Origin of the sequence: Actinoplanes sp. NPDC049599 (genome assembly GCF_044465625.1) — a bacterium.
Classification (GTDB): Bacteria; Actinomycetota; Actinomycetes; order Mycobacteriales; family Micromonosporaceae; genus Actinoplanes.
On the sequence record NZ_JBITLX010000038.1, the window covers coordinates 1 to 14221 of the forward strand.

At 74.4% G+C, this 14221-nt stretch carries 10 protein-coding genes; 4 read left to right on the forward strand and 6 right to left on the reverse strand.

Going from position 1 to position 14221, the window contains the following annotated elements; translation table 11 throughout:
• Positions 1 to 961: 961 nt before the first annotated feature.
• From ACIBQZ_RS39090 to ACIBQZ_RS39100, 3 genes are read right to left on the reverse strand one after another with little or no spacing between them, the layout of a single operon-like run.
• Positions 962 to 1549: a GNAT family N-acetyltransferase gene (locus tag ACIBQZ_RS39090; protein ID WP_396093987.1), complete on the reverse strand. Its 588-nt coding sequence runs from the start codon at positions 1547 to 1549 to the stop codon at positions 962 to 964.
• The gene (locus tag ACIBQZ_RS39095; RefSeq protein WP_396093988.1) at positions 1546 to 3048 is read right to left on the reverse strand and encodes an APC family permease; all 1503 of its coding nucleotides are present in this window, start codon (positions 3046 to 3048) and stop codon (positions 1546 to 1548) included. The genes ACIBQZ_RS39090 and ACIBQZ_RS39095 overlap by 4 nt, the downstream gene beginning before the upstream one ends.
• A gap of 25 nt (positions 3049 to 3073) precedes the next feature.
• Positions 3074 to 3721 (reverse strand): GPP34 family phosphoprotein, encoded by a 648-nt coding sequence (locus ACIBQZ_RS39100; RefSeq protein WP_396093989.1) that lies wholly within the window; start codon positions 3719 to 3721, stop codon positions 3074 to 3076.
• A gap of 337 nt (positions 3722 to 4058) precedes the next feature.
• On the opposite strand from ACIBQZ_RS39100, the gene ACIBQZ_RS39105 reads away from it, so the two are divergent.
• The 4 genes from ACIBQZ_RS39105 (at position 4059) to ACIBQZ_RS39120 (ending at position 8546) form a co-directional block, all read left to right on the forward strand.
• The gene (locus tag ACIBQZ_RS39105) at positions 4059 to 5354 is read left to right on the forward strand and encodes a DUF1800 family protein (protein WP_396093990.1); all 1296 of its coding nucleotides are present in this window, start codon (positions 4059 to 4061) and stop codon (positions 5352 to 5354) included.
• A 28-nt stretch (positions 5355 to 5382) separates the two neighbouring features.
• The gene (locus tag ACIBQZ_RS39110) at positions 5383 to 6606 is read left to right on the forward strand and encodes a DUF1501 domain-containing protein (RefSeq protein WP_396093991.1); all 1224 of its coding nucleotides are present in this window, start codon (positions 5383 to 5385) and stop codon (positions 6604 to 6606) included.
• Between the two features lie 63 nt (positions 6607 to 6669).
• Entirely contained in the window at positions 6670 to 7440 is a 771-nt protein-coding gene (locus tag ACIBQZ_RS39115) for a dioxygenase (RefSeq protein WP_396093992.1), read from the forward strand.
• Positions 7441 to 7547: 107 nt separating this feature from the next.
• Complete coding sequence (locus ACIBQZ_RS39120; RefSeq protein WP_396093993.1) at positions 7548 to 8546, forward strand: TerC/Alx family metal homeostasis membrane protein; 999 nt, start codon at positions 7548 to 7550, stop codon at positions 8544 to 8546.
• A gap of 57 nt (positions 8547 to 8603) precedes the next feature.
• On the opposite strand, the gene ACIBQZ_RS39125 is transcribed toward ACIBQZ_RS39120, so the two are convergent.
• The 3 genes from ACIBQZ_RS39125 to ACIBQZ_RS39135 form a co-directional block, all read right to left on the reverse strand.
• On the reverse strand, positions 8604 to 8849 hold the full coding sequence (locus ACIBQZ_RS39125) for a hypothetical protein (protein ID WP_396093994.1): 246 nt from the start codon (positions 8847 to 8849) through the stop codon (positions 8604 to 8606).
• 256 nt (positions 8850 to 9105) lie between these two features.
• Positions 9106 to 11337 (reverse strand): M4 family metallopeptidase, encoded by a 2232-nt coding sequence (locus tag ACIBQZ_RS39130; protein ID WP_396093995.1) that lies wholly within the window; start codon positions 11335 to 11337, stop codon positions 9106 to 9108.
• Positions 11338 to 11425: 88 nt separating this feature from the next.
• Entirely contained in the window at positions 11426 to 14206 is a 2781-nt protein-coding gene (locus tag ACIBQZ_RS39135) for an AAA family ATPase (RefSeq protein ID WP_396093996.1), read from the reverse strand.
• Between the last annotated feature and the right edge of the window lie 15 nt (positions 14207 to 14221).

Sequence of the window (14221 nt, forward strand, 5' to 3'; positions counted from 1 at the left end):
TGATTGCAACTCCAGGTGTGCGGTCACCTTCTGGTGCGGGGTCTGGCTTCCGCGCTGTGGTTGAGCCGGGCGGGTTTGTCGGGCAGGCCAGGCTTCGGTAGTGGTCAAGCGAACATTCCGCGCCGGTTGCGCTCAGCAGGCTGCGGCTGGGTGGGGGGTCACCCATGGGTTGCGGGGCCCCGGGGTGCGGGGTGCGGGCTGGGCTGTGACCCACTGGTTTTTGGCGGGGTTGATATCTGCAGTAGGCGTAGCCGGCCCACCCGGATGGCCCCGCTTGAGCAGCGGTGACGCCGCCCTCGAACGAGCGGGCCTCCGAACGCACCCCAGCGGTGCCTGCGCAACCGCCAGGGTCAGCAACTCCGCGTCCGCGAGCCTCGGCGGTCGACCGCTCCTGCGTGGCCGTCCGAGCCAGTCATCGATCTTCACGGGAAATGCGGTCAGAAGGGTGTTGGGGTCTGTCGTCACAGGAAGCGCCACACGTGCCGGCGGCGGTGCAGCATCTCTCCGGCGGTGACGGTGACCGCGCCGTCCACGACGGACTCGACCTCGTGGATGACGCGCAGCGTGCGTCCGGTGGCGTCGACGACCTCGGTGGCAAGCGCGGGCGTCCCGTCCCGCCTGGCGGGGGCCTGCGGGTGGCGGGTTTCGAAGGCGAACTGGCCGCCCTCGATCAGCGCGGCCCCGATCCCGGCCAGGCACAGGTGCGCCGGGTCCGGGTCGATGCCGGCCGGCCGGCCGGCTCCGGTGCCCGGCGTCCCGGGCGTGGTGCAGCATCGCCTCGATGCCGCAGCCCATATCCAGCACCGAGCCGGCCGCCGGCACCCGCCGGTGCAAGAACGCGTCGGCCGGGTTGCGCGCGGGGTCCCACGGGTTCAGCAGGTCGTGGAGCGCGGCCACGGCTCCGGCGGTCCGGCGCGACGGGGTGCGGCCCGAACCGGGCCGCACCCCGGCGGGCCAGCCGCTATGCCCGCCACATCCGGTAGAACGGTGTGTCGTCGGGCATGCGGATGTCGAACGGCATCATCTCGGCGTAGCCGTACCGGCGGTAGAGGCGGATGTTGTCGTCGTTGGTCGCCTCCAGGTACGCCGCCGTGCCGCCCAGGTCCTGGTGGGTGCTGTCCATGAGCGCGCCGCCGAGGCCGCGGTGCTGGTGCTCGGGGCACACCGCCAGGAACGCCAGGTGCCAGTGCGGGTCCACCGGGTGGTGCTTGTCGAACAGCTCGTCCAGGGCGTGGAAGTTCGGCAGCCACTCCCCCGCCAGCTCGGCCAGGCGGTGGTCGTAGTGCGGGATCTCCGGCATCTCGAGCGTACGGTCGAACCAGACCGCGGCCGCGGCCAGGCCGCCCGCCGGATCGTCGATCACGTCGACCTTGCCGCAGAGCGGCGCGTGCTCGGTGAGCAGCGTGAAGAAGTCGCTCATCACCCGCAGCCGGGCCGCCGGGTCCGGGACCAGCGAGTGGTTCTGTTCCAGGTGGTCGAAGGAGAGCGCGATCAGCGCGCCGACCGCGGGCAGTTCGGCCTCGGTGGCGGGACGGATGACCGGGTTCACGGGCGGACCTCCGAGGTGGCGTCGCGGAAGGTGAAGCCGGAGCCGGCGCTGCGCGCGCCCATGCCGATGCCGGCGTAGACCTGCGGCCGGCTCCGGCGCAGGATCAGCGCCCAGCCGACGCCGGCGAGGGTCAGCAGCGCGTACGCCAGCGGCACGGCCCAGGTCGGCGTGGAACCGGGCGCGACGCCGAACAGCACGGCGATGTTGGTCAGCGCCAGGTAGGTCACCACGAGCAGCAGCACGGTGCCGAGCACGGGCGCGCCGATCCGGTGCCAGCCGTCCTCACCCTCGGGGTTGCGGGCGAAGTAGCCGATCACCGCGGCGGAGGTGACCGTGATCAGCAGCAGCACCCCGATGCCGCCGGTGGTGCCGCCCCAGAAGAAGAGCTGCACCAGCGGGTCCCAGCCGGCCACCGCGTACACCAGGATGGCGACCAGGCCGAGCGCGGACTGGGCCAGCGAGCCGTTCTTCGGCGCGCCGGTGGCCGGCACGGTCCGGCCGAACGCGCGCGGCAGCACGCCCTCGCGGCCCAGCGAGAAGGTGTACCGGGCGATGATGTTGTGGAACGAGATCATCGCGGCGATCAGCGAGGTCAGGAACAGCGCGTGGCCCAGGTGCAGGGCGCTGCCGCCGAGCCGGTCCGCGGCCAGGTTGAAGAACAGCTCGGGGCCCTCGGCGCCGGCCCGGCCGACCGGGTCGGCGCCGGCCGCGGAGATCATCGCCCAGGCCGAGAACGCGTACAGGCCGGCGATCAGGGCGACCGCGATGTACGTGGCCCGCGGCACGGTCCGGCGCGGGTCCCGGGACTCCTCGCTGAACACCACGGACTGTTCGAAGCCGACGAAGCCGGTGACGGCCATGACCAGCAGCGCGCCGGCGCCCGCGCCGACCAGGCTGCCGGGGTTCAGCGGCGCGGACGACGCGGCGAACTCCGGGCCGGCCAGGTCGGCGAAGCTGAACACCACGACCAGCACGATCTCGGCGACCAGCAGGGTGGCCAGCACCTTGCCGTTGACCGCGACGTCACGCACGCCCAGCACGGCGACCAGCGCCCAGGCGACCAGCGCGATGCCCCACCACGGCAGCTCGACGCCGAACCAGTCGGTGACCAGCGGGGCGGCGATCGCGCCGAAGCCGCCGTACGAGGCGATCTGGAAGCTGTTGTAGGCCAGCAGCGCCACCCAGGCGGCGCCGACCCCGAACGGGCGGCCGATGCCCCGGGCGACGTAGGCGTAGAAGGCGCCGGCGTTGGCGATGTGCCGGGCCATGGCGACGTAGCCGACCGCGAAGACGGCGAGCACGACCGCGACGGCGAGGAACGCGATGGAGATGGCGGTCAGGCCGGTGACGGCCAGGCCGGTGGGGACGACGCCGGCGACGACGGTCAGCGGCGCGGCGGCCGACATCACGAAGAACACGACCGCGGCGACGCCCAGGCGGTCGCGGGCCAGGGCGGTCGAGAGCTGGCTTTCTCTGACGGGGGTGGACGTGCTGGACACGGGGATCTCCCAACGGGACGGGGTGTCAGGCTCGGCGGGCCATCACGGCGTCGCCGACGGCGGCCTCTGCGTGGCCGACGAGGTGCTGCAGCATCGCCGGCGTGCGCCGGCGCAGCTGGTCGAACAGGTGGTCGCGCTCGCGCGCGTCGAGCGTGACGAGCACGTGCTGGTCCAGGCCGGTGGCCAGCACCAGCCCGGTCAGCACGAGATCGGGGCTGTCCAGCAGCTCGCCGCGGGTGGCGGCGATCCGGATCCGGGTGCCGGGCCAGCCGGCCGCGGCGGGGTCGGTGGGCACGAACCGCACCTTGGTGCCGAGCAGCCCGCGCTTCTCCTCGCGGCGGATCAGCCCGGACCGGGCCAGGCGCCGCTCGACCAGCTCGGTGGCCACGCCGGTGGCCAGGAAGGAGATCCAGTCGCGGATCTGCCGGTGGTGGCTCTCGCGCAGCAGCTGTTCCAGCACCGCCGCGGTCGCCGGGTCGCCGGTGGGCCGCTCGTCGAGCACGGTCAGCTGGTTGTCCTGGGCCGCCAGCCGGCGCCAGAGGACCAGCTCGGCGAGCAGGGCGGCGGCCACGCCGAGCCCGAGGGTGGCGGGGGTGAGCAGGCAGCGGCCGCGGGTGCTGTCGTGGGCGGCGAGGTACAGGTCATCGGCGAGCGGCAGCTGGCTGGTCGCCACTCGACGGTCTCCTTCCCTGGGACGCGGGCACGGCCGGGCCACCGCGGGTCGTGGTGACCGGCGGTGCGGGCTGAGGATCGAGGTAGGACGAGGGTAGCCGCGACCGATTACGGTGAGCGGCGCCCGAGCAACACCGCGTAGCTTGCCAGCGCCCCGCACGCGGCGCAATGTCCAGAGTGGCCTGATCCGAAATGCATCCTGTGGCAAGGCCGCGAGCTGCGGTTCCGTCTCCGGGTAGATCGAAGAAGTTAACATCTTCTTTACCTGGCACGGACGCGTACGCGGCTCTGACCGCACCCTTACCGAACGCTTACCCGCCGGGCCTAGCGTCGCCGTCATGACCGACCGTGCCGAGGTGTCCCATCTGCTGCGCCGGCTCACCTTCGGACCCACGGCCGCCGAGGTGGACGCCGCCGTACGCGCCGGGGCCGCCGCGACCCTGACCCGGGTGCTGGCCTCGATCGGCGGCGCCGCCCGGCTGCCGGAGCTCGGGCCCGACCCGCTGGCCGGGCTGGGCCGCGACGCGAGCCGCGAGGACCTGCAGCGGGCCCGCCGGCAGGCCCGCGCCCAGGTCGGCGCCGCCACCCGGTGGTGGCTCGCCCGGCTGGCCGCCGAGCCGGGCGCCGCGGAGAAGCTCACCTTCTTCTGGCACGGCCACTGGGCGACCTCGGTGCGCAAGGTGCGCTCCGCGCCGCTGCTGCTGGCCCAGCAGCAGACCTTCCGGCGGTACGGCGGCGGCCCCACCGGTCCCCTGGTGCGGGCGATGATCCGTGACCCCGCGCTGATCCTGTGGCTGGACGGGCAGCGCAACACCCGCCAGGCCCCGAACGAGAACCTCGCCCGGGAGCTGATGGAGCTGTTCACCCTGGGCGTGGGGGCGTACACCGAGGCCGACGTGCAGGCCGGCGCCCGGGTGCTCACCGGCTGGCGGGTGGACCGGGCGGCCGGTACGGCGACGCTGGTCCCACGCCGGCACGACGACACCCCGGTCACCCTGCTGGGCCACTCCGGACGGTGCGATGTGGACACGTACGCGGATCTGCTGGTGCGGCACCCGGCCCACGCGTCTTTCCTGGCCCACCGCCTCTGGATCCGCTACGCCGCCGGCGCCGCGCCGTCCCCGCCGGTGACCGCACGGCTGGTCGCCGCGGGCAGCGCCGGCACCACCGCGATGCTGCGCGCCGTGGTCACCGACCCGGACTTCGCCGGCACCGCGGGCGGCCTGGTCAAGCAGCCGGTGGAGTGGCTGGTCGGCGCGCTGCGCCAGCTGGGCGTCGCCGTCGCCGGCCTGCCGGAGCCGGCGCAGCAGCGGCTGCTGGCCGGGCTGCGGGCGCTGGGCCAGGTCCCGTTGCAGCCGCCCAGCGTCGGCGGCTGGCCGGTCGGCGCGGCCTGGCTGACCACGTCGGCCACGCTGGCCCGGCTCGAGCACGGCCGGCACCTGGCCGCGCTCGCCCCGCGGGCGGTGGCGGGCCTGGCGGACACCGCACCCGGCGACCGGCTGGCCGCGCTGGCCCGGCTGCTGGTCGTCGACGCGTGGACCGACCGCACGGCCGCCGTGCTGTCCGGCGCCGTCCACGAGCCCCGCCGGCTGCTGGCGCTCGGCCTCGCCACCGGCGAGTACGCGGTCCACTGAGAAGGAGTCATGAGAAGGAGTCACGGACATGGACACGATCACCCGGCGCCGCTTCCTGACCGCCGGCGGTGTGGTCGCCGCCGGTGCGCTCGCGGCCGGCGGCACCGCGTACGGGCTGCGCGACATCCTGGCCACCGCCGGGCAGCGGGCACCCGGCCGGATCCTGGTGCTGGTGACCCTGTACGGGGGCAACGACGGGCTGAACACCGTCATCCCGTACGCGGACCCGGCCTACCACGCGGCCCGGCCGGGGCTCAGTTACGACGAGGGCGCGGTGCTCAAGCTCGCCGATGGCGTCGGCCTCAACCCGGGACTGGCCGGCCTGCACGCGCTGTACGGCCAGGGCCGGCTGGCGATCGTGCGCGGCGTCGGCTACCCGAAGCCGGACCGCAGCCACTTCCGCTCGATGGACATCTGGCAGACCGCCAGCCCCGAGCAGCCGGCCGGCACCGGCTGGCTGGGCCGCTGGCTCGACACCGCGGGCGGCGATCCGCGGCTGGCCGTGTCGTTCGAGCCGGTGCTGCCGCCGCTGCTGGCCGGCGCGACCAGCGCGGGCGCCACGGTGCCCGGCGGCGCCCTGCGCCTGCCGCCGGGCGTGACCACGCCGGTCCTCACCGGCCTGGGCGTCCCGGCCGCGGCCGACTCGCCGGCCCGGGCGCGGGCGGCGGCCTGCTTCGCCGACCTGGTCCGGGTGCAGGACCTGATGACCGGCGTCGCCGCCGGTGGCGAGGAGGCGGACGAGGCCGACGAGCCGGCGACCGCCACCGGCGGGCAGGCGCCGCCGCTGGACCAGCAGCTCGCGCTGGTGGCCCGGTGCGTCGAGGCGGGCGCCGCCACCCGGGTCTACTCGGTGTCGCTGGGCGGGTTCGACCTGCACGCCGACGAGAAGGCCGCCCAGGAGGCGCAGCTCGGCAAGCTCGACAAGCCGCTCGCCGCGTTCGTGACGCGGCTGGCCGGCAGCGCGGCCGGGCGCGAGGTGGTGGTGGCGGTCTACTCGGAGTTCGGCCGCCGGGTCCGGGCGAACGCGTCGGCGGGCACCGACCACGGCACGGCGTCCGCGCTGCTGCTGCTCGGCGCCGGCGTGCCGGGCGGCCTGTACGGCGAGCCGCCGAGCCTGACCGACCTGGCCGACGGCGACCTGCGGCACACGGTCGACTTCCGGGACGTGTACGCGATGCTGCTCGCCGACGTGCTCGGCGCGGAGCCGGAGCCGATCCTGGGCGGCTGGACCGGTCGCCTGACATTTAGTTGACGACTCAAGTAAATCGCCGTATGGTGAGCTTCAGTAGTTGAAGCGTCAACTCGGAGGCACCCCATGAGCACCATGCCCGCCCTGTTCCTCAGCCACGGCGCGCCGCCCCTGGTCGACGACCCGACGTGGGTCGGCCAGCTCCAGGAGCTCGCCGCCGGCCTGCCGCGGCCGAAGGCCATCCTGATGGCCTCCGCGCACTGGGAGTCGGCGCCGCTGATGCTCGGCGCCACCGAGACGGTGCCCCTGGTCTACGACTTCGGCGGCTTCCCCCGGCACTACTACGAGGTGCGGTACCCCGCCCCCGGCGCGCCCGAGCTGGCCGCCCGGATCGAACGGCTGATGCCCGACCACGAGCGGGTCACCCGGACCAGCCGCGGCCTCGACCACGGCGCGTACGTGCCACTGACGGTCATGTACCCGGGCGCCGACATCCCGGTGCTGCAGATGTCGCTGCCGACCCTGGAACCCGACCGGCTGCTGGAGATCGGCCGCCGGCTGGCCCCGCTGCGCGAGGAGGGGGTGCTGGTGGTCGGCTCCGGCTTCACCACCCACGGGCTGCCGTTCCTGCGCGACTTCCGCCCCGAGGCGGCGGCGCCGGGCTGGTCGCGGGACTTCGACGCCTGGACGGCCGAGACCCTGGCCCGCGGCGCGGTCGACGAGCTCGCCGACTTCCGCAACCGGGCGCCGGGGATGCCGTACGCGCACCCGACCATCGAGCACTTCGCGCCGATGTTCCTGACGCTGGGCGCGTCCGGGGACCCGGAGCGGCGCCCGGAGCAGTCGATCGAGGGCTACTGGATGGGCCTGTCGAAGCGCTCGTTCCAGGTCACCTGAGCGCCGCGACCGGGGGATTTTCAGGATGTTCCCAGTCTGACCAGCAACCCTTGTGGGTACATTCCGCCAACACCCCCCGCTGACTGACGCCCGGAGGTTCCTGCCCCATGCTGGAGGTCACCGCGCTCGGCTGGACGCTGACCATCGCGGTCATCGTCGCCCTGCTCGCCCTCGACCTGGCCCTCGGCGTGCTGCGCCCGCACGCCGTGGGCTTCCGTGAAGCCACCGCCTGGTCGGTGTTCTACATCGCGATCGCCATCGCGTTCGGCTTCGTCTTCGCGTCGATCGCCGGCTGGGACTACGGCACCGAGTACTTCGCCGGCTACATCGTCGAGAAGAGCCTCTCGGTCGACAACCTCTTCGTCTTCGTGATCATCATGGGCACCTTCGCGGTGCCCGAGAAGTACCAGCAGGAGGTGCTGACCTTCGGCATCATCATCGCGCTGGTGCTGCGGGTCATCTTCATCGCGCTGGGCGCGACGCTGCTGTCGCTGTTCTCGTTCATGTTCCTGATCTTCGGCCTGATCCTGATCTTCACGGCGGTGCAGCTCTTCCGGCACCGCGACGAGGATCCGGACCCCGACAACGCCGTGGTGCGGGCCGCCAAGCGGCTGTTCCCGGTCACCCCGGAGTTCGTCGGCGGCAAGATGTTCACCCGGCTGAACGGCAAGCGGACCGCCACCCCGCTGTTCATCACGCTCATCGCGATCGGCAGCGCCGACCTGCTGTTCGCGCTCGACTCGATCCCGGCGGTGTTCGGCGTGACCGAGGAGGCGTACATCGTCTTCGCCGCGAACGCGTTCGCCCTGCTCGGCCTGCGGGCGCTGTTCTTCCTCGTGAAGGGCCTGCTGGACCGGCTCGTCTACCTCTCCACCGGGCTGTCCATCATCCTGGCCTTCATCGGCGTCAAGCTGGTGCTGCACTGGGCGCACAAGGACATCAGCACGGACGTGCCCGAGGTCAGCACGCCGATCTCGCTCGGCGTCATCCTGGTGGTGCTGGTGGTCACGACGGTGGCCAGCCTGATCAAGGTCCGCAAGGACCCCGACACGGTGGCGCACGCCGGCAGCCTGCGCGCCCGGGACGACCACCCCACCGACCGGTGACCTGCGGAACGGCCCCCGGCGTCGTCGCCGGGGGCCGTTCCGTGTCCAGGTGCAGCGTCAGCCGCGATAGCCGCCGATGGCGCTGCCGGTGCGCTGGCGCTCGTAGTCCTGCCGGTTGAGGATCTCGCGGATCTCCCGCGTCTCCTCCTGCGTGTGCCGGCCCAGGATGAAGTCGAGCTCGGCGCGCTCGGCCGGGGTCTGGAACGCCGCGAGCTCGGCGCTGAGCCGGCGCCGGGCGGTCCGCTCGGTGCGACGGTTCGCCAGGTTCACGCGGACGTCGCGCAGCACGGTCTTCAAAGGCATGATCCTTCTCCTCACGATGAGTGATGGCGAAAGCCTCGTCGCTTCCTGCGTCAACCATCCTCGTCGAGGGCTTCCGCACCAAACCGGCCAGGTAAAACTCTCGATACAGGAGTGACGGCCACCACCGGATCCCTGTAGCCCACGTCACTGTGCGTCGTCAAAGTGCTGGTCAGAGCGGGCCCTCGGGCCGGCCGTGTTCCCGGACACAACGAAGGCCCGCGGCGGGCGCCGCGGGCCTCCGGAGTGGTGGCTGGGGTCAGAGGGTCAGGGTCCAGGTGTTGATGTAGCCGGTGTCCACGCTGTAGACGTCGCGCGCCTGCAGCTTCCAGTCGCCGTTGGCGGCCTCCGAGGAGAGGTTCACCGTGTACGTGGCGGCCACGTTGTCCGCGCTGTCCGAGGTGCTGCTGCTCTTCAGCCGGTACGCGGTGCCGTCCGGGGCGACCAGGTCGACGACCAGGTCACCGCGGTAGGTGTGCACGATGTTCACCGCGACGGTCGAGGTCGCCGACGCGGAGCGGGCGCAGCCGCTGATCGTGATCGTGCTGGTGACGGCCGACCCGGCGTCCGGGATGGACACGTCGGTGCCGTTGGTGCCGGCGCAGCTGCCGCTGGAGCCGCCGGTGACGGTCAGCGTGTAGGTGGCCGTGTGCGTCGCCGAGCCGGTGCCGGTGACGGTCACCGGGTAGCTGCCCGACGGGGTGGCCGCCGTGGTGGCGATCGTCAGGGTCGACGACGAGCCGGAGGTCACCGAGGCCGGGCTGAACGAGGCGGTCGCGCCGCTCGGCAGGCCGGACGCGCTCAGCGCGACGGTCTGCGCCGAGCCGGAGGTGGTCGCCGTGGCGACGGTCGTGGTGGCCGAGGAGCCGGCCGCCACGCTGCCCGAGGTGGGCGAGACCGAGACCGAGAAGTCGTTGGTCGGGGTGCCCGTGGTGCAGGTCGCCTCGCCGCTGACCGCCGGGACGCTGACCGCGGCCCAGGCCGCCTTGACGGCGTTGAACTCGGCGCAGCTCGGTGCGTACAGGTTCTTGGCAGCGGCCAGGGTCGCGGTGCGGACCCCGGAGTGCTTCCACGTCGACGTCTTGGACTGCATCGCGTTGTAGTAGATCTCGCCGGCCTTGCGGATGCCCAGACCGGTGACCGTGGTCGAGTTGCAGGTGGGGCTGGCGGGCTGGCCGTTGGTCGGGTTGGAGCCCTCGGCGGTCAGGTAGAACCAGTGGTTCAGCGGGCCGGCCGCGGCGTGCACCTCGGTCGACGGGATCGACGAGGAGTAGCAGTTCGGGTCGCCGGCCAGCGACGGGTCGTACATGTACCGGATCGGGCCGGCCCCGACCAGGTCGACCTCCTCGCCGACCTGGTAGTCCGGCGGGTCCAGCGGGCTGTTGGCGTACGCCTCGGTGAGCGCGCCGAAGATGTCGCCGGTGGACTCGTTGATGCCGCCGTTCTCGTTGCCGCTGCCCGCGCCGCCCGGCGTGTTCTGGAAGACGGCGTGGCCCAGCTCGTGGCCGACCACGTCGATGGGCGTGGCCTGGCGGGTGTTCGCCTGGTTGTGCCCGAAGTTGACGTAGGAGCCGTTCCAGTACGCGTTCACGTCGGCGAGCCCGACCCGGATCGGCGGGTTGCTGCCGTTGCCCAGGATGCCGTTGCGGCCGAACCAGGACGAGAACATGTCGACCTCACGCTGCGCGCCCCAGAGCGCGTCGACGCAGGCGGTCTCCAGGTTGGTGCCGGAGCCGTTGCCCCAGGCGTCGTCCGTGCCGGTGTAGGCGGTGCCGCCCTGGCCACCGCAGCGCAGCCCCGGGCGGGTCGTGTCGGTCATCGAGTACGACGAGCCGGAGCCCGAGGTGGTGATGGTGACGTTGCCGTAGTAGTAGCCGCTGCCGGTGCCCTCGCGGACGTAGTCGACCTCGTCGACCACCACGCCGGTCGCGGCGTCCACGAAGATGTGCAGGTTGCTGGGCTTGTTCTGGGCCGTACGGCCCTCGACGACGGCCTCGTAGACCAGTTTCGGGTCGGCGCCGGCCAGCACCTTCAGCGTGGGCGTGCCGGCGCTGTCCACCTTGGCCAGCTTGGCCTTCGCGGTGGCGGCCGCCTGCCCGGCGGAGATCTTCGGGGTGGTGCCGACGGCGATGGCCGCGGTCTCGGCGACCGCGGTGTCCTTGACCGTGCCGGCCGCGTCCGTGGTGACCACGACGTCGCCGCCGACCACGGCCAGGCCCTTGAAGGTGCGGGCGTACGTCACGTACTGCAGGCCACGGGTGCCCTGCACGACGCCGGTGCGCTTGAGGGCGTCGCCGTCGGAGCGCCGGAGCAGCCCGGCCTTGCCGGCGCTGCCGACCAGGCTGTCGGCGGCGGACGCGGCCAGGGTGGCGGGTGCGGGGGCGGGGCTGGGCGCCTGCTGGGGGCTCGCGGTGGCGGGCGCTGCCGCCAGCGCCAGCGCCGCGCCGGTGGCCAGGGCCACCGAGGCTGTGATGAGTTTCTGACGTCCCACGTCGTACTCCCTTTCTCGACCCGGTCAGGGCGAGGCCTGGGCGAGCTTTCCCGGGGTCGGGATGCACCAGGCTGACTGGACAGTGACGCTATGCATCGATGGCGGTCACCGAATCAGGGAAAACCCTTGTCGCGAGCCGGGCGGAGAGCTGGGAGGAGAGCTGGGTGCGGGAGCGGACGCCGAGCTTGCGGTAGACCCGGGTGAGCGTGGCCTCCACGGTCTTGACGCTCAGGTAGAGCTGGTGGGCGATCTCCCGGTTGCTGGCGCCGGCCCGGACCAGCCCGGCGATCCTGGCCTCGGTCGAGGTCAGCCCCGCCTCGGCCGGGGGCGCGGAGGTGCCCTCGGTGCGGGCCAGCGCCCGTTCGGTCTGCTCGGTCCACGGCTTCGCCTCGGCGGCCAGGAAGATGGCCAGCGCCGCGCCGATCGCCAGCCGCGCGGCCGCGTACCGCCGGCGCCGCCGTTCGGCGCCGCCCTGCACCAGCAGCGCGTGCGCCTGCTCGATCGGCTGGTGCAGCTCGGCGAAGTGCTCGGCGGCGGCCGCGGACAGCCGGACCGCGGTGTCGGCCTGGCCGCTCTCGGAGAGCACCACGGCGGTGGCCCGGTCCAGGTAGCCGGCCACGCCCGGGTGCGCGCCCAGCTTGTCCGCGGCGGCCCGGGCCTCGGCCAGGATGCGGGCGGCCTCGTCGTGCTCGCCGAGCGCGGCCAGCCCGCCGGCCAGGTCGCCGCGCCAGCGCACGATCATCGGGTCGGTGGCGCCGCCCTCCAGCTCGCGCAGCCGGCGCAGCGCCGCGACGCCCGCGCGGCTGTCCCCGGCGCGCAGCTCGGCCAGGCCCAGGGCGTGCAGGTTACGACGCAGGTAGAGGCTGTCGCCCTCCTGCTCGGAGGCGCGCCCGCCGCGGCGGGCGTACCCGGCGGCGGCGGCCAGGCTGCCACCGGTGAGCTCGGCGACCGCGGCGGTGTACCAGGTCGGCCCGGGGCTCAGCCCGGCCTGCTGGGCGGCGCCGACGGCGCGGTGGGCGTACCGCAGGGCCTCCCGGCAGCGGCCCGCCCGGCTGGCCACCTCGGAGAGGCTGCGCAGCACCTCGACCAGGGCCTCGCCGGTGCGGTCGTGCTCGGCCACGGCGAGCAGCGTGAGCAGCTCGGCGCGGGCCTCGTCGAGCCGGTCGTCGATCATGGCGAACCGGGCGGCCAGGTACCGCGGGCCCATGTGCAGCCAGCCGGGGGCCGCCGGGGCCGGCAGCGCCAGCGCCCGCGCCAGGGTCTGCTCCCACTGCGGTTCGCCGCTGATCCGCTGGATCTGCGCGAGCGCGCTGAGCGCCATCGCCTCGGTGCCCGGGTCGCCGGCCAGCCGCGCCGCCGCGGCCGCGCCCACCGCCCAGCCGGCCGCCGTGCCCGGGTCGCCGGCCAGCATCGCCGCCCAGGTCAGCCGCAGCCGCACCGGCCCGATCAGGGTGACGTCCTCGCCGGCCTCGTTGAGCGCGGCGGCGAACGTCTCCCCCATGTCCGCGAGCGCCTGCCCGGCCAGGTCGATGAGCACCAGCCGGGCGGTGACCCGGTGCCGGGCCGGTGAGTCCGCGGCGGCCAGCACCGCCTCGGCAGCCCGGCCGGCCAGGGTCGGCGCGCCGGCGGTCAGCGCGGTGCCGGCGGCCGCGACCAGCCAGTCGAACCGCTCGGCGGCCAGGCTGCGCGGGCAGCGGTCGGCGGCCAGCAGGTACAGCTCGGCGGCGGTCCGTCCGGCGCCGCGGCCCAGCGCCCGCTCGGCGGCGGCGACCAGGTCGCGGGCCACGTCGGCGTCGGGCCGGCCGCTGCGCAGCGCGCGGTGCCGGACGTTGTCGGTCTCGTCCAGCGCCGCGTTGGCCAGCGCGTCGTGCACCCCCGCGCGGCGGGCCGCCCCGGCGTCCTCGGCCAGCACCGCGGCCAGCGCCGGCGGGGTGAACCGGATCGTCTCGCCGTCCACCGCGACCACCCCGGCGGTGGCGGCGACCCGCAGGTCCCGGTCGGCGTCCTCGTGCCCGGCCCGGACCAGGGCCGTCCGGGTCGGCTCGGTGGCCAGCGCGGCGACCAGCAGGGTGGCGGCCACCGGCGGCGGCAGCGCGTCGATCCGCCGGCGCAGCAGCGCACGGGCCGGGTCGGGCAGCGGTGCGGGCCGCCAGGCGGGCCCGGCGGCGACGGCCCCGCCCAGCGCCAGGGCCAGGAACGGGTTGCCGCCGCTGGCCTCGTGCAGCCGGCTGGCCGTGCGGCAGGGCAGGCCGCTGGCCTCCAGCAGGGCGGTCAGGTCGTCCGCGGCCAGCGGCGGGACCAGCAGGTCGGCGACCGGCGCGGGACACAACCTCGCGGCCCGGTGCCGGCCGACCGGATCGGGGAAGCGCTGGGCGGCGACGACCCGGACCCGGGGCCCGGGGCGGCGGCGCATGGCGAACCCGATCAGCTCGGCGGACTCCGCGTCGAGCCACTGCACGTCGTCGATCACCAGCAGCACGCCCTGGCCGCGGGCGCAGTGGGCGAGCAGGCCGGGCAGCACCAGCCGGCGGGCCAGGGCCGGTGCGCCCGCACGCGGTGCGGTGCCCTGCCGCAGCACGGCCAGGGCGGTGCGGTGCGCGGGTGGCAGGGCGGCCGGCGCCGCCGGGGGCAGCTGCGCCACGAGGTCGTTGATGCCCGCGTACGGCAGCCGGCGCTCGGCCGCGGCCGGCCGCAGCCGCACGACCAGCTCGCCCCGCGCGGTGGCGGCGGCCGCGACGGCGTCCAGCAGCGCGCTCTTGCCGATGCCCTCGGGGCCGTGCAGCGCCACCCCGCCGCCGGTGGCCAGCCGCGCCTCCACAGCGGCCAGCAGCGACGCCCGGCCGAACAGGCTGGGCGTGCCGGGCTGCACGCGGGTGTCCAGGGC

Excerpts from the sequence above, each read along its gene's own strand:
- ACIBQZ_RS39105 (WP_396093990.1), top strand. The coding sequence starts at position 4,059 with ATGACCGACCGTGCCGAGGTGTCCCATCTGCTGCGCCGGCTCACCTTC.
- ACIBQZ_RS39110 (WP_396093991.1), top strand. The coding sequence starts at position 5,383 with ATGGACACGATCACCCGGCGCCGCTTCCTGACCGCCGGCGGTGTGGTC.
- ACIBQZ_RS39115 (WP_396093992.1), top strand. The coding sequence starts at position 6,670 with ATGAGCACCATGCCCGCCCTGTTCCTCAGCCACGGCGCGCCGCCCCTG.
- ACIBQZ_RS39120 (WP_396093993.1), top strand. The coding sequence starts at position 7,548 with ATGCTGGAGGTCACCGCGCTCGGCTGGACGCTGACCATCGCGGTCATC.
- ACIBQZ_RS39125 (WP_396093994.1), bottom strand. The coding sequence starts at position 8,849 with ATGCCTTTGAAGACCGTGCTGCGCGACGTCCGCGTGAACCTGGCGAAC.